The sequence below is a fragment of the Nocardioides bruguierae genome (genome assembly GCF_023554635.1).
GTDB classification, from domain to species: domain Bacteria; phylum Actinomycetota; class Actinomycetes; order Propionibacteriales; family Nocardioidaceae; genus Nocardioides; species Nocardioides bruguierae.
This window is the reverse complement of sequence record NZ_JAMJPH010000033.1, coordinates 1-19,338: the sequence shown is the minus strand read 5'-3', so window position 1 is coordinate 19,338 and position 19,338 is coordinate 1. Positions and strand designations below refer to the sequence as shown.

Sequence of the window (19,338 nt, the reverse complement as noted above, 5' to 3'; positions counted from 1 at the left end):
CAGGGACCCGACACGGCCCCAGACCCGGGATCGGGCAACGGGGGAGCGACGGGAGCAGTGCCCGGTGCGGTCGCCGACCGGCACCGGACCTAGGCTGGCGCGAGTGCCGGACCCGTCGCTGACCACCCTGATCCTGCTCGCGCTCGCCGGGCTGACCGCGGGCTTCGTCGACGCGGTGGTGGGCGGCGGAGGGCTCATCCAGCTGCCGGCACTGCTCGTCGGCCTGCCGGGGGCATCCCCGGTGCAGGTCCTGGCGACCAACAAGCTCGGCTCGATCTGCGGCACCACGGTCTCCTCGGCGACCTACTACCGCCGCGTCCGGCCCGACCTGCGGGCGGCGCTGCCGCTCATGGCGCTCGCGTTCGTCGGCTCGATCCTCGGTGCGCTGGTCGCCAGCCACCTGCCGGCGAGCGTGTTCGAGCCCGTCGTCCTGGTGGCGCTCGTCCTGGTGGGGGCCTACGTGCTGCTCAAGCCCTCGCTGGGGGCGGAGACCGCGTTGCGCTTCGCGGGGTGGCGGCACGTGGCCGCGGTCGTCGGCACGGGGCTGGTCGTGGGGTTCTACGACGGCGCGCTCGGCCCCGGCACCGGCTCGTTCTTCGTCTTCGCCCTCGTGGGGCTCCTCGGCTACGCCTTCCTCGAGGCCTCGGCCAAGGCCCGCATGGCCAACTGGGCCACCAACCTGGCGGCGCTGGTGGTCTTCGTGCCCCAGGGAGCGGTGCTGTGGAAGGTGGGCCTGCTCATGGGCGCCGCGAACCTGCTGGGCGGCTACCTCGGCGCCCGGACGGCGATCGCCCGTGGCTCCGGCTTCGTGCGGGTCTTCTTCGTGCTCGTCGTGGCGGCCTTCGTGGTGCGCATCGGTGGCGAGCAGATCGGCCTCTGGTAGCCAGTACCAGACCGGTCGGGTGTCGGGTGCGGCGTGACAGGCTGAAAGAAGGTTAAAAAATTGTCAGAATCTTTTCTTTCTGTCTCCGACAAGTGTTGTGCACTGAGATCCACAGTTCGGCAACAGTGAGCAGGCGTGCTGCGAGTGGTCCGTCCAGGACCTACCCCAGATGGGGTAAGTCACCCGTCCTCGGTAAAGCCATGTTCACGGGACGGCAACAGCGATCCGGGCACACTGTCCGATATTCGTGAATGACATGGGTGGGCTTTGCAGCACGTGTCCTCCCAGCAGCCTCTCCGCGGGTTGAAACGTCGACAACGAGCGTCGCAACATGAGGTCACGGCCTTCTGACGAGCGTGTACTCGGGCAGCGACGGAGAGCCTCCAGCCGGTGAGCACCTCGCCCACCGGGGACCCAGGTCGGGCACCCGCTCGACCGGAAGGAGCACACATGTCGACCGTGACTCGTGGTCGTGTGACCAGCGTTGCCGGCTCGATCCGCCCGGGGTTCCTCAACCCGACCGCCGGCCTGCCGACTCACCGACTGGATCGTGCCGGTGTGGCACGGCTCCTGGAGCCTTCTCCCGAGGCCTCGCTCCACCTCGCCCCTGTGACCGCGATGGAGGTGTTCCGCGATGGCCGGACCCGGTGACGGTGGACGGGTGGCGCTGGTGGAGGACCACCAGCTCTTCGCCGAGTCCCTCGAGCTCGCTCTCTCCCTGCGTGGCCACGACGTGGTCCGGGTGCTGCCCCAGGAGGTCACCTACCTGGGCACGCTGCTCGAGCGGCTGAAGAAGGTCTCCCCGCAGCTGGTGCTGCTCGACCTCGACCTCGCCGGCCTCGGCGACTCGACCGCCCTGATCGGGCCCCTCAGCGCCGCCGGCATCCACGTCGTGGTGGTCACCGGCTCGGCCGACGAGGCCCGCTGGGGCCGCTGCCTGGCCGCCGGTGCCCGCACGGTGCTGCCGAAGTCCTCCTCGCTCGCCGAGATCATGGGTGTGGTCCGCCGCGTCCTCACCGGCTTCCCGGTGATGACCAAGGAGACCCGCGAGGCCCTCGTGGCCCGCTGGAGCGACCGGGCCGCCGACGAGGGCGACACGCTCGACCGCCTCGAGAAGCTGACCCCGCGCGAGCGGGTCGTGCTCGGCCACCTCATGGCCGGCCGCGCCGTCGCCGAGATCGCCGCCGTCGAGATGCTCTCGCCCGCCACCGTCCGCACGCAGGTCAAGTCCGTCCTCGCCAAGCTCGAGGTCTCCTCGCAGCTGGCCGCCGTCGGTGCCGCGCACCGCGTCGGCTGGGGAGCCGGCGAGACCGACCAGCGCAAGGGAGCCTGATCCCCGCGCCCTGCGACCTGCTCGTGGGCTCGTAGGGTGCTGCGCGTGCAGACCGCCTACCGGGTGCCGCGGCGCGACGCCGAGGCCGAGATCGAGGTCAAGCGCTCGGTCTTCCGGTGCACCCTCGCCCGGGTCGAGGACGAGGCACAGGCGCGTGCCCTCGTCGAGCGGCTGCGCAAGCAGCACTGGGACGCGCGGCACCACTGCTCCGCCTTCGTGCTCGGGCCGCCGCCCGTGCCGGTCGAGCGCTCCTCCGACGACGGGGAGCCGGCCGGCACCGCCGGGGCGCCGATGCTCGAGGTGCTGCGCGGCGCCGGCGGCGACCTGCCGCTGAGCGACGCGGTGGCCGTGGTGACCCGCTGGTTCGGCGGCACCCTGCTCGGTGCGGGCGGCCTCGTCCGCGCCTACTCCGACGCCGTGCGTGCCGGGCTGGAGGCCGCTGGCACCCGCGAGCGCCGGCTGCGCACCGAGCTCCTCCTCGAGGTCTCGCACGCCGACGCCGGTCGGGTGGAGGGCGACCTGCGCGCCCGGGGCGTGGACGTCCTCGACGCCGCCTACGGAGCGGCCGTCACGCTCACCCTCGGCGTCGACCCCGCCGGTCTCGACCGGCTCGAGGCGACGGTCGCCGAGCTGACCAGTGGCAGCGTCACCCCGGTCCGTGGGGAGGATCGCTGGGTCGACGCCTGAGCCGCGTCGCCGAGGGCGTGGCCGATGGGGGAGAGTAGGCACCGTGAACCGCTGGCTCGTGATCCTCGTCGACCTCGTCTTCGTCCTCTTCTTCGCCGCTGCCGGGCGGGAGTCGCACGAGTCCGGCTCGGCCCTCGCGCTCGTCCTCGTCATCGCCTGGCCGTTCGTCGTGGCCCTGGCCGCGGGTCACGCGCTGGTGGCGCTGCGACGCTGGAGCCCCGCGCCCGTGTGGCCCAGCGGCGTCACCGTCCTGGCCGTCACCTACCTGCTCGGCATGAGCCTGCGCTTCGTCCAGGGCCGCGGGCTGGCGCCCGGGTTCCTGGTGGTCTCGCTGATCTTCCTCACGGTCACCCTGCTCGGGTGGCGCGCCAGCATCGCCTTCGTGGAGCGACGCACGGCCGCCCAGGAGGCCTCGGAGAAGTCCGGGGCCCGGAGCTGAGGACGAGGCCGTGAGCGTCGCCCCCTCCTGGGTCTCGGTCTTCCTCGACGTCGCACCGGCGTCCTGGGAGACGCTGCCCGCCTTCTGGGCCGCCGTCAGCGGCACGACGCTCTCGCCGCCGCGCGGCGCGGCGAGCGAGTTCCGCACGCTCGTGCCCGCCGGCGGCGACGACCACCTCCGGGTCCAGCGGCGAGGGGCGGACGACCCCGGCCCGACCCGGCTCCACCTCGACCTGCACGTGACCGACGCCGGGTCCGCTGCGGCCACGGCGGTCGACCTGGGGGCCGCGGTGGTGCACCGCAGCGAGCACGGCTACGTGGTGCTCCGCTCGCCCGGCGGGCTCACCCTCTGCTTCGTCCACCATCCCGCCTCCCGGCGCAGCGCGGCGACCACCTGGATCTCGTCGGAGGGCCGTCGGCACCGGTCCCAGGTCGACCAGGCCTGCCTCGACGTCCCGCCCGACGCCTACGACGCGGAGGTCGCCTTCTGGGCAGCCCTGACCGGCTGGGAGACGCGCGCCTCGACGACCCTGCCGTGCTTCACCTCGCTGGTGCGTCCCGAGGGTCAGCCGGTCCGGCTCCTGCTCCAGCGCCTGGACGAGGCGGCGCCGGGCGCGTCCGCCACGGCCCACCCGGACCTGGCGACCGACGACCGGCCCGCCGAGGTCGCGCGGCACGTGGCGCTGGGCGCGCGGGTGCTCGCCGAGCATCCCTGGTGGACGGTGCTCGCGGCACCCGACGGCCTGGCCTACTGCGTGACCGACCGCGCGCCGCTACCGTCCCCGGCATGAGCATCCCGCGCTCGGACGTGCCCGTCGCCGCCGACGAGGACGCCACCCTGTGGGGCTTCCTGTCCCACTACCGCCAGACGCTGCGGCGGCAGGCCGACGGTCTGACCCCCGAGCAGCTGGCGACCCCGCTCGCCCCGACCACCCTCACGCTCGGCCGGCTGCTCGCGCACATGGCGTTCGTCGAGGACTACTGGTTCTCCCAGGTGCTCCTCGGCGGCGGCGACGTCGAGCCGTGGGCCTCGCTGGACTGGGACTCCGACCCCGACGCGGAGATGGCGCTGGCCGACGGCGCCGACCTCGCCACCCTCGACGGGCTGCTGACCACCGCGATCGCCGCCTCGGACCGCATCTGGAGCTCGGAGGCGGCCGACGCCCCCGACCTCGAGCGGCTCTCGGTCGTCGAGCGGCGCGGCCGGCCGGTCTCGCTGCGCTGGATCGTGGTGCACATGATCGAGGAGTACGCCCGGCACTGCGGGCACGCCGACCTCCTGCGCCAGGCGATCGACGGGGCCACCGACCTCTGAGCCGTTGGCGCCGCCCCGTACGGTGGCGCCCCGTGGCTCGTCTCCGCTCCCTGCCCGCCCTGCTGCTGGCCCCGTCCCTGTGCGCGGTGCTCCTGCTCGCCGGCTGCTCCGCCGCCGACGACGACCCCGGCGCCGCCGCACCGACCCCCACGATCGACCCCAGCGCCACCGGCGCCGTCGAGCTGGCGGGGGCGGAGCTGACCCAGTGGGGCGCGGGCGACGCCGTCGTCCTGCTCGTGGGTGGGCGGGATGCCTCCGCCTGGGCGCCCCTGGCGGAGGTGCTCGCCGCCGACGGCCAACGGGTGCTCGCCCTGACCGGTGACGTGGCCGCCGCCGAGCTCTCCGCCGTCGCCACCGACCTGGCCGAGGAGGACGCCGACGGCGCGCTCTCCCTGGTCGGCACGGGGGAGCAGGGCGACGCCGTGCTCGGCCTCGGCGTCGAGGACCCCGACCTCGTCGCGGGGCTGGCGGTGCTCTCCCCGACGTCCGCGGTGAGCGGGGCCGGCGCCCTGCCCACGACCCTGGTGGTGGGCGAGGACTCCGCGGCCGCCGACGTCGCCGACGGCATCGGGATGGCGGCCGCGGCCAGCGGCGAGGTGCAGGTCTACGCGGTGCCCGGGCGCGCCACGGGCCTGCGGCTGCTGCGCGGCCCTCGCGCGGAGGCGGTCGTCTCGTTCGTCGCCGACCGGCTCACGGGCAGCGCGACCGACCCGCTCTCGCCGGTGACGCCCAGCCAGAGCGACGAGCCGCTGGGGGCCTGAGCCCGCCCCGCCGCGCAGGTCGGGCCGACAGAGGTCAGCCGAGGTCAGTCGAGGTCGAAGCCGGGCAGGTGCTCGGTGAGGATCGCCCGGAACGGCGCCTCGGCCTCGAGCTGGCACAGGATGCCCAGCCCGCCCAGCCAGGTGCGGTGGATGAGCAGGTAGTCCGGCGGCAGGTTGAGCTTGAGGCCGACCGTGTAGGCGGGGTCGCGGGGGTCGTTGATCTTCGCGAACACCTCGCGCATCCACTCCCGGGAGAAGCGGAACCGCTCCGGCACCGTGGGGGCCACGAACGGCATCAGGTAGTCGGCCACCAGCGTGGGGTCGACGGTGACCTTGTCCTTGATGAAGCCCTCGGCGCGCAGCCCCTCGACGAGGTCGTCGGGGCCCCGGGTGGCGGCGATCGCCAGCAGGCGGCCCATGGCGGGCGGGAACCCGCCGTCCAGCCGGGCCACCGCCCCGAAGTCCAGGACGCCGAGGCGCCCCCGCTCGGTGTCGCCGTCGGGCCCCGGCACGACGCGGAAGTTGCCGGGGTGCGGGTCGGCGTGCAGCATCCCGGTGATCGCGGGGCTGGCGAACAGGAACCGGCTGAACAGCTCGCCGTAGTGGTCGCGCTGGGTGCGGCTGCCGTCGGCGATCACCGCGCCGAGGCTGGAGACGCTGTCGAGCCACTCGGTCACCAGCACCGTGGGGCCCGCCTCGACGACGTCGGGCACCACGATGTCGGGGTCGTCGGCGAACGCGGCCGCGAAGGCGCGCTGTGCCTGCGCCTCGAGCGTGTAGTCCAGCTCCTCCACCGCACGGGCCTGGAGCTCCTCCACCAGCGGCTTCACGTCCATGCCCTGGAGCAGCGGCGCCATGGTGCGACCCAGGCGGCTCAGCTGCTTGAGGTCGCTCATGAGCGCGTCGCCCGCGCCGGGGTACTGGACCTTCACCGCCACCTCGCGGCCGTCGTGCCAGCGTCCCTTGTGCACCTGCCCGATGGACGCCGCGGCGCTCGGGCCGCCGTCCAGGTGGACGAGGCGGGCCGCCCAGTCCTCGCCGAGCTCGGCCGCGAGCACCTGCCGCACGGTGGCCGTGGGCATGGGGGGAGCGGCGTCCTGCAGCTTGGCCAGCTCGGCCCGGTAGGGACCCACCAGCTGCTCCGGCAGGGCCGCCTCGAGCACGGAGAGCGCCTGACCGAACTTCATCGCCCCGCCCTTGAGCTCGCCCAGGGTGCGGAAGAGCTGCTCGGCGGTGCGCTGCTGCACCTCGCTGAGCACCTCCTCGGCGGGCTTGCCGCCCAGCCGCTTGCCGAGCCCGAGCGCGGAGCGGCCGGCGTAGCCCAGGGGGAGCGCGGCGAGGCGCGCGGTGCGCGCCGCCGCCTTGCGGGGCAGGTCGGTCATGGGTCCATCATGGCCGACGGGTCCACACGCGTTGCTCCTCCCGCCGGCGCCCACCGGCGGTGCGCCGTCCGGTCACGTCGAGCGTCACCAGCCCAGCAGCGTGGCGCTGTCCACCGGGGGTTCGTCCGCCGCGTCGGCGAACGCCGCGAGCGCCTCCACCAGGGCCTCGCGGTGCTCCGGCGGCATGCCCAGGACGACCTTCTCGATCGCGGCCCGCCGACGCCGGGTGACCTCGGCGACCAGGTCGCGGCCCTGGGTGCTGGCCTCGATGACGACCTCGCGGCGGTCGACCTCGCTGCCGCGGCGCTCGGCGTGGCCCTGGGCGATGAGGCGGTCGACGGCGCGCAGGGCCGTCGAGGGGCCCACGCCCAGCCGCTCCGCGAGCTGCGCGAGGCGGGTGGCGCCGTGGGAGTCGAGCACGACCAGGGTGCGGAACTGGCTCAGGGTGACGGTGTCCTCGACGTCGGCCAGCGAGCGCGCGGAGACCCCCACGAGGGCGCGGGAGGCGGTCAGGAGGCGGCCCACGAGCGCGTCGATCTCGGTCTCGTCGGCCGCGGTCCCCAGGTCGGTCGGGTCCGTCGGCTCCGCCGGGTTCGCTGCGTCAGTCACGCCCGCCACGGTAGCGCCCGGGCTCGGCCCGGCCGCGGCGCGGGAGGTCCGCCGTCGAGGTCGCGGTGGTGGCCTCGTCCACGTGGTGGTGAGGGTTCGGAGGATCGGGTTCGTGTCTGCAATCATTGCACCGTGCAATCAGGTTCGGACGCTGTCACCCCGCCCGCCTCGAGCGTGTCCCACCCGCGCTCCCTGTCGTCCTCGCCGCAGCGCGGCGCGGGCTCGCGGGCGGCGGCGTGGCTGCGGACCTCGGACGGCGGCCTGCTCGTCCTGGCCCTCCTCGTGGGCGTCGGTGCGGCGCTGCTGGCGCTGGTCTTCCGGTGGCTGATCTCGACGTTCACCTACCTGCTCTCCGGCTTCGACGACTACGCCGCGCACGCCGGCGAGGCGAACCCCTGGGTGCCGTGGCTCGGGCCGTTCTTCGTCGTCCTCACGCCCGTGGTGGCCGGCCTGGTCTACGGGCCCGTCGTGCGCCGGTTCGCCCCCGAGGCGCGCGGGCACGGCGTGCCCGAGGTGATGTACGCGGTGGCCCGCAACGGCGGACGCATCCGCCCGCAGGTGCCCGCGGTCAAGGCGTTCGCCTCCGCGCTCACCATCGGTGGTGGCGGCTCGGTCGGCCGGGAGGGGCCGATCGTGCAGATCGGCTCCGCCTGGGGCTCGACGCTGGGCCAGTGGCTGCGGATGGACGAGTCGCGCCTGCGCGTCCTCGTGGCCTGCGGCGCCGGCGGCGGCATCGCGGCCACGTTCAACACCCCGCTCGCGGGCGTGTTCTTCGCGATGGAGCTGATCCTGGCCGACTTCGCCGCCCAGGCGTTCGGCATGGTCGTGGTCTCCAGCGTCACCGCGTCGGTGATCAGCCGCGCGGCCATCGGCGACGAGGCGTTCCTCTCGCTGCCAGGAATCGAGGTCGGGCACGTGTGGGAGTTCGCGCTGTTCGCCGTGCTCGGGCTGCTCGGCGGCGCGCTCGGCGTCGGGTTCTCCAAGGTGCTCTACGCCGTGGAGGACCTGTGCGACTGGGTCTGGCGCGGCCCGGAGTGGCTGCGGCCCGCGGCCGGTGGCCTGCTGCTCGGCCTGGTGCTCCTCGTCCTGCCCCAGATGTACGGCGTCGGCTACCCCGTGCTCGACGACGCGGTGGGCGGGCAGTACGCCATCGGGTTCCTGCTGGTGCTGCTCGTCGGCAAGATGATCGCCACCAGCCTCACGATCGGCATCGGCGGCTCGGGCGGCGTGTTCGCCCCCAGCCTCTTCGTCGGCGCGATGTTCGGCGCCGCGTTCGGACAGGCCGCCTCGCTGCTCACCGACGGCAGCACCTCGTCCGCGGGGGCCTACGCCGTCATCGGCATGGGTGCCGCGTTCGCCGGCGCGACCAGGGCACCCATCACCGGTGTGGTGATCCTCTTCGAGCTGACCGGCGACTACGCGCTGATCCTGCCGCTGATGGTGGCCATCGTGCTGGCGACGGGGCTCTCGCACCGGCTGACCAAGGAGACGATCTACACCCTCAAGCTGGCCCGCCGCGGCGTGGACCTGCTGCGCAACCCCGAGACCATCGCCGTGCGGCGTCGGGTCCGCGACGTCATGCTGGAGGTGCCCGAGCCGCTGCCCGCCGGCACCCGCATGGCGGACGCGGTGGAGGTGCTCGCTCGCTCGGGCGGGGTGCTGCCGCTGGTGGACGCCGACGGCGAGTACGTCGGCACCGTCACGGCGGCGACCATCGCCCACCACCTCGCCGACGGGGCCAGTGACGACGACCCCGTCTCGCTCGTGGAGCAGCACCCCGACCGGCTGCGCACCGACGACTCGCTGGCCGACGCGCTCGCGGCGCTGGAGGCGGCCCGGGCCCCGGCCGTGCCGGTGCACGGGGCGGCCGACGGCGCCGAGGAGGACCGGGTGGTCGGCTGGCTGACCTACCCGGCAGCGCTCTCCGGGATGCGCTGACCGCCCCAGGTCTCCGGGCCGCTCACACGCGCCCTGCTCACCAGGGCGAGCCGGCGGCCGTCGCGCGCCGGGCGGCGCGCCGCGCCGGCAGGCCCAGCGCCGCGGCCACGAGCAGGCCGAGGAGGCCGACGCCGCCGAGGACGAGCGGGAGCGGCCTGTCGGTGAGCATCTGGGCCGTGGGGAACGCCGGGGCGCCCGCCACCGCGACGCTCCAGCGGCCGCCTGCCTCGCAGGAGACGCGCGCCGTGGCGGTGGGGGAGTCGAAGGACGCCCGGGCGACCCAGTCGCCCACCGACCCGCCCGGCAGTCGGGGCCCGTCCGCCGTCCGGGTCACCGGCACCTTCTCGCCGCGGGCGTCGAGCACCGTGCAGCCCGGCAGGGCGGTGCCCAGCGTCCACACGTAGGTCGGGGCGTCGGTCGCCGTGGCGACCGTGTGCCGGCGCCCGTCGACCGCGACCACCGCGTCGTCGGCGAAGGTCCAGCCGTCGGCGGAGGTCATCACCAGCCCCAGCCACGCCCAGGCGGCGGCGAGCACGAGCAGGGCGGTGGCGCCCAGCGCGAGCAACCGGACCGGTTCCGAGGTCGCCCCCGCTCGTAGCGTCGTGTCGGTCATGACACGGATGGTAAAGGCCTCGGGCCCGGCCTGCGGCGCTTCAGGCGGTGCTCGGCCCGTCGCGTCGCGCCCGGAGCCGCAGCACCGCGGACGCGACGAGCCCGACCAGACCCACCCCGACCAGGAGGAGGGGCACCACCTGCCGGCGGACGAGGGCGAGCGCCGGCGTGCCCGGGTCGGCCGCGATCGCGACGCGCAGGTCGCTGGGGGTCCGGTTGAAGCAGGTCACCGTGACCGGGCTCGAGGAGGCGGTGAAGGAGTCGGTGGCGATCCAGCCCGGCCCGAGGAGGCCGGACGGCAGGTGGTGGGGCAGGTCGGCCTCGGCGAGCGCGAGGTCGGTGCCGTCGTCCTCGGCGACCGTGCAGCGTCGCGCCGTGGTCTCGGAGATCCAGACGTAGGTCGGCCGGTCGGTCGCCACGGAGACCACGTGCGGCTCGGAGTCGACCGGCACCAGGGCGTCGTCGGCGAAGTCCCAGTCGCCGAGCAGGCCGCGGACCACCGCGACCGTGCCCCACACCAGCCCGACCAGCAGCAGTCCGGTCGAGGCCAGGGCGAGGCGCCCGGCCGACGTCAGTCGACGCACAGGCAGAACGGGTGTCCGGCCGGGTCGAGGAAGACCCGGAAGGACGTACCCGGCTGGTGCTCTGCCCGCGTCGCCCCCAGGGCCAGGGCCTGCGGCTCGGCGTCGTCGAGGTCGCGCACCATGACGTCCAGGTGCATCTGCTGCGGGTGCTCCTGGCCGGGCCAGGAGGGCGCCGCGTAGGCCTCGACCTGCTGGAAGCACAGGCAGGCCGAGCCGTCCTCGGGGCGGGCCTCGGCCCACGACCCGTCGTCGTCGACCCGCACCGTCCAGCCGAGCATCGAGCCGTAGAAGCGCGCGAGGCCTCCCGGGTCCGGGCAGTCCAGGACCACGCTCGGGTAGGCGGCGAAGGCCGGCACGTCAGCGACGCTTCCCGGGTGCGGGAGCGGTGCCCTGGTGCTGGGCGGCCACGAGGACCAGCGCCATGGTGACCAGGGCGACCCCGATGATGGTCAGGCCCAGGGGCGCCTGGGTGCGGGAGTCGCCGAGGTCGAAGGCGACCGTGCCGCCGGCGCCGATCGCCACGACGTCGGGCCCGCTGGCGGCGCAGGCCACGGTGACCAGGCCGGACGTGGGCACGAACTGCCCGCCGGAGGTCCAGGTGCTGCTGCCGGCCGGTCGGGTCAGTGCCTGCGAGGGGGCCAGCGCCAGGCGTTCGCCGGACGCGGCGTCGCCCACGCGGCAGCCCGGCACGGCGCCCGTGGTGGTCCACATGCGGGTGGTCTCGCCGGCGGTGACCGCGACCTCGTGGGCGCTGCCGTCCGCCGGCACGAGGGCGTCGTCGGCCCACGCGTAGCTGTTGAGGCCGCCGAGCACGAGGGCCAGGCCCCAGGCGGCGCCCGCGCCGACGAGGGCGACGCCCAGGCCGGCGAGCGTGCGGGTCCACACGGAGATGAGGGGACGGTCGGCCATGGCGGCGAGTCGGGTGCCCACGCCTGCCTCCGGAAGGGTGGTGGGGGAACGGTCGAGCGCCGTGTCGACGGTCGGGTCCAGCGTGACCTCGGTGAAGGGGACGGCGGCGTTCGTCATGCCCGGCACCCTGCCACGTCTTTACCTTCGGCAGGGCCACCCGACCGGCGGTGCGGCCCGGGAAAACGGGTTGCCGGGGCGGACGGCGGCGAGCAGGGTGCGCGTCGTGGACGACCTCGATCTCGACGCCCGCACCGGCCTGCGCTGGGCACCCCTCCTGCGCACCGACCTCCCCGACCTGGCCCGTCTGTACGAGGTCACGACCGCCCACGACGAGGACCCCGAGCGGCAGTCGCTGCCGATGCTGGAGGAGTTCGTCGACTCGCCGCGCTCGCGCCCGGCCGAGGACGTCCGGGCCGGCCGCAGCGAGGACGGGACGCTCGTGGCCGTCGCGTGGGCCGGCTGCAACCGCTCGATCACGGAGGTGCGCCGCGTCCACCTGGGCGGGGCGGTGCACCCCGCGTGGCGGCGGCGTGGCATCGGCGGGGCGGTGCTGGCCTGGCAGCTCGCGCACGCCCGGGCCTGGGACGAGGCGACGCGCGAGCCCGGCCACGGTCCGCTGGTCGCCCGCCTCTACGCGCCGGTGGGCCAGGGCGACGTCCGCGACCTCGCCACCCGCCACGGGCTGGAGGTGGCGCGGTACTTCACCGAGATGGCCCGGCCCCTGACCGACCTGCCGGCGCCGCGAGACGTGCCGGGGGTGCGGCTGGTCGACCTCGACCTCGCGCGCAGCGCTGAGATCCACCGCGTGCTCGACACGGCCTTCGCCGACCACTGGGGCCACGCGGACCGCACCGACGACGTGTGGGCCGACCAGATCGGCTCCTCCGTCGTCCGCCCGGCGTGGTCGGTGATGGCGCTCGACGAGGGGACCGGGGCGATCGTCGGGGTCGCGCTGTCGTGCGCCTACGAGCAGGACTGGGCCGCCGAGGGCAGGTCCCAGGGGTACACCGACGAGCTGGGGGTGCTGCGCAGCCACCGCGGCCGGGGCGTGGCGACGGCGCTGCTCGTGGACTCGATGCACCGGTTCGCGGCCGCCGGGCTGGACTCGGCCGGCCTCGGGGTCGACACCGCGAACCCCTCCGGCGCGCTCGGGCTCTACCGGTCGCTGGGCTACACCGACGAGGCCGCGACCTGCGTCCACGAGTGGTCGCGGCCCTGACGCTCCTGCTCCGGCCGTCACCCGTGGTGCGCCGCGGCGTGGTGTGATGCCCGGGTGGCTGGCGTGACCCTGCGGACCGTGACCGACGACGAGACCCGGGCCGCGGCGCGCGCCGTGCGGCGCCCGGACGACGAGGCGCACCTGGTCGCCGACGTCGACCGCTCCCTGGCCCAGTGCGCGGAGGACGCCGCGCTCGAGCCGCTCGTGGCCTGGGACGCGCGCTGGTGCGGGCTGGAGGTGCCCGCGGCCCCGGCGGTCGGGTTCGCGGTGCTCGAGGTGCGCGGTGGCGTCGGGTTCGTGCTGCGGCTGATGGTCGCGCCCGAGCAGCGCGGGCAGGGCTACGGGCGGGCGCTGTTGGACGCGGTCGTGGCCCGGGCCCGGCGGGTGCCGTCCGTCGAGATGGTCGCCACCAGCCACCGCGCCGAGAACACGGTGATGGCGTCGCTGTGCGCCGCGGCCGGGTTCACCGCCTGGGAGACGCCCTTCGCGCACGACGCGGACGAGGTCTACCTGCGGCTGCCCTGACCCGCGTCGGTGCTCGGTGCTCGGTGGCCGGGGCGGGGGAGGTCAGCCCTTGAACGGCCGCACCTCCTGCGGCCAGCCGCACGCCTCGGCCACCCGGCCGCCCCAGTAGCGGGCCTCGTCCTCGCCCGGGACGTCGACGATGGTCATCCCGCCCACGAACTCGGGCGTCTGGCGGTAGGGGCCGGGGCTGAACGTCAGCTCGCCGGAGGTGGCGTCGGCGCTGAAGCCCTCGGCCGGGTCCTCCTCCAGGCCGCCGGCGAAGACGAGCACGCCGGCCTCGCGCATCTCCTCGACGGCCGCGCGGGCCAGCGGGCCGCGCTCGGCGAACCACTCGGCCGGGTGGTCGCCGACCCACTGCTGGTTGAAGAAGATCAGGTACTGGGTCATGCCGGGCACTCTGCCCCGTCCGGGGCCTCGTCGCCAGGGTGGGGCGCCAGGGTGGGGTGCCAGGGTGGGGTGCCAGGGTCGGCGCGTCGCCGGACCGGAACAACGCCCGCACCGGCCGGCCCGCACCTCGCTGACCTGCGCCGACACGGCCGCCCGCCGCCGTCCGCCCGCGTTGTTCCTGTTCCCCGACGCCGATCACGGCCGTGACCGACGTTTCGGCCGGCCGCACCGGCATGGCCGCACTAGCGTCAGCGACGTGCCGTTGCTTCCCGCGCTCGGCCGCCCCTGACCCGTCCCCTGGTGTTCCCGCGCCGGGAGACGCGGGTCCCGGTCTCGGTCACCGACGTGGCGCTGAGGGTGCCCGGAGCCGTGCTGCGGGGGTGGGTCACACATCCGGATGCGCCGGCTGCCGTCGTCTACCTCGGGGGCAACGCGGAGGAGGTGGGCGCGCAACGTGGTGTCCTGAGCGAGGAGCTGCCCGGGCACGCGGTGCACCTGATGGCCTATCGCGGTTACGGCGCGAGCAGCGGCAGGCCGTCCCAGCGGGCGCTGGTGGAGGACGCCTGCGCGGTGGTGGACGAGGCGGCGCGCCGGTACCCCGCGCACCCGGTCGTCGTCATCGGTCGCAGCCTGGGCAGCGGCGTCGCCGTCCAAGTGGCCGCGCGACGGGCCCTCTCGGCGCTGGTCATGGTGACCCCGTTCGACTCCGTGGCGGCGGTGGCGCGGGACCACGCCGGCAGGTGGGGCGGACTGGTGGCCGACACCTTCGACTCGGCGTCGCTCGCGCCGCGGGTCACCGCACCCGTGCTCGTGGTGCGCGCAGGAGAGGACACCGTGGTGCGGCCTGCCCGCACCGACGCCCTCCTGTCTGCGCTGCCGCCGGGCACCCAGGTGGTGGACCTGCCACAGGCCGACCACGCGAACGTCCTGCACGCCCCGGGCTGCTGGCCGGCTGTCCGAGCGTTCCTCGGGGCCGAGGGCTGAGCCACGGCGCCGATGACCCGGTGGGCCGATAACCCGGTGCCGTCGATCGGGGTCCTGGGCAAGGGTGGGGCCATGACGTCGCACCGACCCCTGCGCGCGAAGGCCCTGTCGGGCTCCGAGCGCCTCGACGCCGCCACCCGCCTGCTGCAGGCCGCCCGGGTGGCCGAGCCGGTCGGTGGGGTCTGGGAGGCGGCCGACCCGCAGTGGTGGTCGCGCCGACCGAGGCCCTCCGACGACGTCCCGACCACCTTCTGGTTCTCCGGGGCCGAGCCGGTCGCGGGGGTGCTGCTCACGGCCGAGCAGGACGACGCCTGGCAGTGCGACCCGGTGGTGACCCGGGGCTCCCCTGCTGACCCGGCGGACGTGTGGGACCGAGCGCTGGCCGAGGCCCGGGCTGCTGCCGGGGAGGGCGCCGTGGAGGTGCCGGTGGCGGACGACGACGTGGTCGGTCGGGCCCAGGCAGCGCGGCTCGGCCTCGTCGCGGGTCACGGGGACGACACCGGCTGGCTCGAGCTCGCCGGGGCCCTGCCGGTCGCGGAACTGCCGGTCGCTGCCGTGGCCGAGGGATACCGCCTGAGCAGCCGGGAGCACCTCAGCGGTCGGCACCACCTCGCGCTGCGCAACGGCCCGGACGTCGCCGACGGTCTGACCGCGACGTTGCTGTACGACCCCGCGCTCGACCTCGTCGCGCTGGCCCCCGACGGCTCGGTCGCCGGCTACGCGCTGCTCTGGCCGGACCCGGTCACCGGCGTCGCGCTCGTCGAGCCGGTGCGGGTCGAGGAGGCGCACCAGCGCCGCGGCCTGGCGCGCGCGGTGCTCGCGCACGGCCTGGCGCTGGCCGCGGTCCGTGGGCTCGCCCGGGCCAAGGTCTCGTGGAGCAGCCAGGCTGCGGGCGGGCTCTACACCGGACTGGGCTTCGTGCCGACGTCCACCACCACGTGGTTCCGCGGCTGAGCCTCAGGCCGGGGCCTGGTCGGAGAGGAACCGCACCGGCACCCCGCACGCGCGGGCGTGCTCGACCTCGCGGCGGGTGCTCTCCCCGAGGTAGCCGTCCACGTCGACGACGAGCACCTCGTCCGCCATCGCCACCCTGCGCAGGTGGACGTCGGCGAGGCGCTCGCGCTCGTCCGGGGTGGGCTCGCGGGGGACCGCCACCGGGGCCAGCACCACGTGCCCGGCCAGGGTCAGCTCGGCGGTCAGGCGCTGGATCTCGGCCGCGAATCGCCAGGAGCCGCAGAGCGTGACGACCGGGCGCGGGCGAGACCCGCTCACGCCGGGAACGGCACGCCCGTGTTCGCGTGGCAGCGGTAGCCGTAGGGGTTCTTGTGCAGGTACTGCTGGTGCACGTCCTCGGCGTAGAAGTACGGCGTCTCGGCGGCCGGGCGGACCTCGGTGGTGATGGCGCCGACGCCGCGGGAGGCGAGCTCCTCGCCGTAGACCTTCGTCAGCTCGGCGGCGGTCTGCTCCTGCTCGGGCGAGGCGTAGTAGATCGCCGAGCGGTACTGGGTGCCGACGTCGTTGCCCTGCCGCATGCCCTGCGTGGGGTCGTGCACCTCGAAGAACTGCTTGACCAGGTCGGCGTAGGAGACCGTGCTCGGGTCGAAGACCACCCGCACCGCCTCGGTGTGGTTGGTCAGGCCCGAGCAGACCTCCTCGTAGGTGGGGTTGGGCGTGGTGCCGCCGGCGTACCCGACGCTGGTGGACCACACGCCCGGCACCTGCCAGTAGATCTCCTCGGCGCCCCAGAAGCAGCCCAGGCCGAACAGCGCGACCTCGAAGCCGTCGGGGACCTCGTCCGTGACGACGGGGGTGCCCAGGACGAGGTGTCGCGCGGCCGGGTCCAGGAGGGCGGTGGAGCGGCCCGGGAGGGTCTGCCCCTCGTCGATGAGCTCGGTCTGCTTGCGGGCGAAGAACACGTCTGCCTCCGGTCGTCCTCGACTGCCCCGGTGGGGCCTGGCAGGGAGCACAACACGACCGTGGGCGCGATCCTTCCCGACCCGCGACTCACCCCTCGGGTTCGTGGGGTGCCCGCGGCTAGGGTCTGCCTGTGGACGACCAGGACCCCCGCGCAGGCGCCCCCGAGCCGGACGAGGAGCAGTCCTCGCCCGCGCGCACCCGCAACCGCGAGGAGGCGGCCCGCCGGCGGGCCGTCCGGGCCGCGGCCCGGGGTGCCCGGGAGGCGGAGGAGGAGCGCGCTCGCGGCGTGCTGGGCCAGATCGCCCAGCTCAACGCCCAGTGGAGCGCCCTGCGGCTCGAGCGCGAGCGCCAGCTGGCCATGCCGGACGTCGGCGGGGACACCCCGGTCTCCGCGAAGGTCCCGCCCGGGGTCGACCTGGCCGCGGCCTGGGCCTGGCGGTTCCTCGTCATCGTCGCCGCGGGCGGGCTGATCGCCTACCTGGTGGCGTACTTCTCGGTGGTCGTGGTGCCGATCCTGGTCGCGCTGCTGCTCAGCGCCCTGGTGGTGCCGGTCGTCAACCTCCTGGGCCGCGTGCTGCCGCGCGGCCTGGCCGCCCTGGTCACGGTCGTCGTCGGCCTCGCGCTGATCAGCGCCGCCCTCACGTTCGTCGGGCAGCAGATCGCCAACGGCGCCAACGACCTCGCCGACTCCACGGTGCAGGGCCTCGGGCAGATCCGGGAGTGGCTCAAGAACGGGCCGCTCCAGGCCAGCGACACCCAGATCGACGACTACATCAACGAGGCGCAGCTCTACATCACGCAGCAGTTCACGGCCGAGCCCGGCCAGTCCTCGCAGCTGATCTCGCGCATCACCGAGCTGGGCACCACGCTCAGCCACGTCTTCGCCGGCCTGTTCATCGCCCTGTTCTCCACCTACTTCTTCCTCGCGGACGGCTCCCGGATCTGGGGCTGGGTCGTGCGGATCGCCCCCCGGGCCGCCCGCGACCGGGTGGACTCCTCCGGCCACGTCGCCTGGATCTCGCTGACCCAGTTCGTGCGCGCCACCGTGATCGTGGCGTTCGTGGACGCGCTCGGCATCAGCATCTGGGCCCAGGTGATGGGCCTGCCGTTCGTCTTCGCGATCGGCGTGCTGGTCTTCCTCGGCGCCTTCATCCCGATGATCGGTGCCACCATCGCCGGCACCGTGGCGGTGCTCGTGGCGCTCGTCGACCAGGGCGCCGTCGCCGCGCTGGTGATGCTCGTCGGCGTCATCGTCGTCCAGCAGCTGGAGGGCCACATCCTCCAGCCGTTCCTCATGGGCCGCTGGGTCTCGGTGCACCCGCTCGCGGTGATCGTCGCCATCGCGGTCGGTGTGCTCGTGGCGGGCATCGCCGGCGCGCTGGTCGCGGTGCCGGCCGCCGCCGCGCTGAACGCCGTCGTCCTGCACCTGGCCTCGCTCTCCACCCCGGCCGAGCCCGAGCCCGTCCCCGGGGACGCGCCACCCGTGGCGGCCGACGCCGCCCCCGCGTCGGGATCGGACGAGGGGGAGCGGCTGTGAGCGCCCTGCCGGTCGGCCTCGCCGACATCGAGGCCGCCCGCGCGATGCTGGCCGACGTGGCGGTGCCGACACCGCTGGAGGAGTCCCGCTGGCTCACCGCCCTGGCCGGCGGCGAGGTGCGGATCAAGGCCGAGAACCTCCAGCGCACCGGCTCGTTCAAGATCCGCGGCGCCTACCTGCGGCTGAGCCGGCTCAGCGAGGCCGAGCGGGCCCGCGGGGTGGTCGCGGCCTCGGCCGGCAACCACGCGCAGGGCGTGGCGCTGGCCGCGCAGCTGCTCGGCATCCGCGCCACGGTCTACATGCCCGAGGGCGCACCGATCCCCAAGGAGCGCGCGACCCGGGCCTACGGCGCCGACGTCGTCTTCGCCGGCTCCTCGCTGACCACCGCGCTGGCCGCGGCCCAGGAGCACGCCGAGTCCACCGGCGCGGTCTTCATCCACCCCTTCGACCACGTCGACGTCGTGGCGGGGCAGGGCACCGTCGGCCTCGAGCTGGTCGAGCAGCTGCCCGAGCTCGCCAGCGTCGTCGTGCCCACCGGAGGAGGCGGCCTCCTGGCCGGTGTCGCGATCGCGGTGAAGACCTTGCGCCCCGACGTCCGGGTGATCGGCGTCCAGGCCAAGGACGCGGCGGCCTTCCCCGCCTCGCTCGCGCAGGGGCGTCCGGTGCCGCTGACGCAGCTGGCCACGATGGCGGACGGCATCGCCGTCGGCGCCCCCGGCGAGCTGACCCTCGCCGCGGTCCGCGAGCACGTGGACGACGTGGTCACCGTCTCCGAGGACCTCCTGGCCCGGGCTGTGCAGGGGCTGGTCGAGCGGGCCAAGCTCGTCGCCGAGCCGGCCGGTGCGGCCGCCGTGGCCGCGATGCTCGACGACCCGTCCCGCTTCCCGACGCCGGCCGTCGCCGTCGTCTCCGGCGGCAACATCGACCCGCTGCTGCTCGGCAAGGTGATCCGGCACGGCATGGCCGCGGCCGGTCGCTACCTCGACCTCATCGTCACCCTGCCGGACCGCCCCGGCGGCCTGGCCGCGCTGCTGACCGAGATCGGCTCCCACGGCGGCAACGTGCTCGAGGTCGGGCACGCCCGCACCTCTCCGGCGCTGTCGATGGACGAGGTCGAGGTGCGGCTCCAGCTGGAGACCCGGGGCGCGGAGTCGTCCGCCACCCTCGTGGCCCGCCTGCGCGAGTGCGGCTACCGCGTCGTCTCCTGACCCGGCACCCACCCCCAGACCCCGCCGCGGGGGGGGCCCGGTGGGGGGGGGGCCGGGGGGGGGGGGGGGGGGGGGGGGGGGGGGGGGGCCGCCCGGGCCCCCCCCCCCCG

General features: G+C 75.1%; 23 protein-coding genes. 14 read left to right on the top strand and 9 right to left on the bottom strand.

Annotated features, from left to right (window positions below; all coding sequences use genetic code 11):
* Positions 1-103 precede the first annotated feature (103 nt).
* The 7 genes from M8316_RS17530 (at position 104) to M8316_RS17500 (ending at position 5,417) form a co-directional block, all read left to right on the top strand.
* Positions 104-883, top strand: coding sequence for a TSUP family transporter (locus M8316_RS17530; protein ID WP_250056749.1), 780 nt, complete (start codon positions 104-106; stop codon positions 881-883).
* A gap of 634 nt (positions 884-1,517) precedes the next feature.
* The gene (locus M8316_RS17525; RefSeq protein ID WP_250056747.1) at positions 1,518-2,216 is read left to right on the top strand and encodes a response regulator transcription factor; all 699 of its coding nucleotides are present in this window, start codon (positions 1,518-1,520) and stop codon (positions 2,214-2,216) included.
* Positions 2,217-2,261: 45 nt separating this feature from the next.
* Positions 2,262-2,903, top strand: a complete 642-nt coding sequence (locus tag M8316_RS17520; RefSeq protein ID WP_250056745.1) for an IMPACT family protein — start codon at positions 2,262-2,264, stop codon at positions 2,901-2,903.
* A gap of 43 nt (positions 2,904-2,946) precedes the next feature.
* Positions 2,947-3,342 (top strand): DUF3054 domain-containing protein, encoded by a 396-nt coding sequence (locus M8316_RS17515; protein WP_250056743.1) that lies wholly within the window; start codon positions 2,947-2,949, stop codon positions 3,340-3,342.
* A gap of 10 nt (positions 3,343-3,352) precedes the next feature.
* Positions 3,353-4,132, top strand: a complete 780-nt coding sequence (locus tag M8316_RS17510) for a VOC family protein (RefSeq protein ID WP_250056742.1) — start codon at positions 3,353-3,355, stop codon at positions 4,130-4,132.
* Complete coding sequence (locus M8316_RS17505; protein WP_250056741.1) at positions 4,129-4,656, top strand: DinB family protein; 528 nt, start codon at positions 4,129-4,131, stop codon at positions 4,654-4,656. The genes M8316_RS17510 and M8316_RS17505 overlap by 4 nt, the downstream gene beginning before the upstream one ends.
* A gap of 32 nt (positions 4,657-4,688) precedes the next feature.
* Complete coding sequence (locus M8316_RS17500; RefSeq protein ID WP_250056739.1) at positions 4,689-5,417, top strand: hypothetical protein; 729 nt, start codon at positions 4,689-4,691, stop codon at positions 5,415-5,417.
* 44 nt (positions 5,418-5,461) lie between these two features.
* On the opposite strand, the gene M8316_RS17495 is transcribed toward M8316_RS17500, so the two are convergent.
* Together M8316_RS17495 and M8316_RS17490 are read right to left on the bottom strand one after the other, a co-directional pair.
* Positions 5,462-6,799: an ABC1 kinase family protein gene (locus tag M8316_RS17495; RefSeq protein ID WP_250056738.1), complete on the bottom strand. Its 1,338-nt coding sequence runs from the start codon at positions 6,797-6,799 to the stop codon at positions 5,462-5,464.
* Positions 6,800-6,883: 84 nt separating this feature from the next.
* Positions 6,884-7,408, bottom strand: a complete 525-nt coding sequence (locus M8316_RS17490; protein WP_250056736.1) for a MarR family winged helix-turn-helix transcriptional regulator — start codon at positions 7,406-7,408, stop codon at positions 6,884-6,886.
* A gap of 174 nt (positions 7,409-7,582) precedes the next feature.
* Between M8316_RS17490 and M8316_RS17485 the strand changes: the two genes are divergently transcribed.
* On the top strand, positions 7,583-9,346 hold the full coding sequence (locus M8316_RS17485) for a chloride channel protein (protein ID WP_250056734.1): 1,764 nt from the start codon (positions 7,583-7,585) through the stop codon (positions 9,344-9,346).
* A gap of 37 nt (positions 9,347-9,383) precedes the next feature.
* Here the strand turns inward: M8316_RS17485 and M8316_RS17480 are convergent, their stop codons facing one another.
* The 4 genes from M8316_RS17480 to M8316_RS17465 are packed head-to-tail and all read right to left on the bottom strand — an operon-like array spanning position 9,384 to position 11,568.
* Entirely contained in the window at positions 9,384-9,959 is a 576-nt protein-coding gene (locus tag M8316_RS17480) for a hypothetical protein (protein WP_250056732.1), read from the bottom strand.
* A gap of 40 nt (positions 9,960-9,999) precedes the next feature.
* Entirely contained in the window at positions 10,000-10,542 is a 543-nt protein-coding gene (locus M8316_RS17475; RefSeq protein ID WP_250056729.1) for a hypothetical protein, read from the bottom strand.
* Entirely contained in the window at positions 10,530-10,898 is a 369-nt protein-coding gene (locus M8316_RS17470) for a VOC family protein (protein ID WP_250056720.1), read from the bottom strand. Before M8316_RS17470 ends, M8316_RS17475 begins: the two co-directional genes overlap by 13 nt.
* Position 10,899: 1 nt before the next feature.
* Positions 10,900-11,568 carry a hypothetical protein gene (locus M8316_RS17465; protein WP_250056718.1) on the bottom strand — a complete coding sequence of 223 codons (669 nt, stop codon included), beginning with the start codon at positions 11,566-11,568 and terminating at the stop codon, positions 10,900-10,902.
* Between the two features lie 106 nt (positions 11,569-11,674).
* Between M8316_RS17465 and M8316_RS21220 the strand changes: the two genes are divergently transcribed.
* Positions 11,675-12,670, top strand: a complete 996-nt coding sequence (locus tag M8316_RS21220; protein ID WP_250056716.1) for a GNAT family N-acetyltransferase — start codon at positions 11,675-11,677, stop codon at positions 12,668-12,670.
* 78 nt (positions 12,671-12,748) lie between these two features.
* Positions 12,749-13,195 carry a GNAT family N-acetyltransferase gene (locus tag M8316_RS17455; RefSeq protein ID WP_250056714.1) on the top strand — a complete coding sequence of 149 codons (447 nt, stop codon included), beginning with the start codon at positions 12,749-12,751 and terminating at the stop codon, positions 13,193-13,195.
* A gap of 42 nt (positions 13,196-13,237) precedes the next feature.
* On the opposite strand, the gene M8316_RS17450 is transcribed toward M8316_RS17455, so the two are convergent.
* Positions 13,238-13,582 carry a YciI family protein gene (locus M8316_RS17450; protein WP_250056704.1) on the bottom strand — a complete coding sequence of 115 codons (345 nt, stop codon included), beginning with the start codon at positions 13,580-13,582 and terminating at the stop codon, positions 13,238-13,240.
* Positions 13,583-13,882: 300 nt separating this feature from the next.
* Between M8316_RS17450 and M8316_RS17445 the strand changes: the two genes are divergently transcribed.
* Positions 13,883-14,566 (top strand): alpha/beta hydrolase, encoded by a 684-nt coding sequence (locus M8316_RS17445; protein ID WP_308196053.1) that lies wholly within the window; start codon positions 13,883-13,885, stop codon positions 14,564-14,566.
* Positions 14,567-14,638: 72 nt separating this feature from the next.
* Positions 14,639-15,520 (top strand): GNAT family N-acetyltransferase, encoded by an 882-nt coding sequence (locus M8316_RS17440; protein ID WP_250056701.1) that lies wholly within the window; start codon positions 14,639-14,641, stop codon positions 15,518-15,520.
* Between the two features lie 3 nt (positions 15,521-15,523).
* Here the strand turns inward: M8316_RS17440 and M8316_RS17435 are convergent, their stop codons facing one another.
* Both M8316_RS17435 and msrA read right to left on the bottom strand, forming a co-directional pair.
* Positions 15,524-15,838, bottom strand: a complete 315-nt coding sequence (locus M8316_RS17435) for a hypothetical protein (protein ID WP_250056699.1) — start codon at positions 15,836-15,838, stop codon at positions 15,524-15,526.
* A complete protein-coding gene (msrA, locus tag M8316_RS17430) occupies positions 15,835-16,482 on the bottom strand; it encodes a peptide-methionine (S)-S-oxide reductase MsrA (RefSeq protein ID WP_250056697.1) in 648 nt (215 codons plus the stop codon). Before msrA ends, M8316_RS17435 begins: the two co-directional genes overlap by 4 nt.
* Before the next feature lie 131 nt (positions 16,483-16,613).
* Here msrA and M8316_RS17425 point away from each other — a divergent pair, with 131 nt between their 5' ends.
* Together M8316_RS17425 and ilvA are read left to right on the top strand one after the other, a co-directional pair.
* The gene (locus tag M8316_RS17425) at positions 16,614-18,020 is read left to right on the top strand and encodes an AI-2E family transporter (protein ID WP_250056695.1); all 1,407 of its coding nucleotides are present in this window, start codon (positions 16,614-16,616) and stop codon (positions 18,018-18,020) included.
* Positions 18,017-19,228 (top strand): threonine ammonia-lyase, encoded by a 1,212-nt coding sequence (gene ilvA / locus M8316_RS17420; RefSeq protein ID WP_308196052.1) that lies wholly within the window; start codon positions 18,017-18,019, stop codon positions 19,226-19,228. The genes M8316_RS17425 and ilvA overlap by 4 nt, the downstream gene beginning before the upstream one ends.
* Positions 19,229-19,338: the final 110 nt, after the last annotated feature.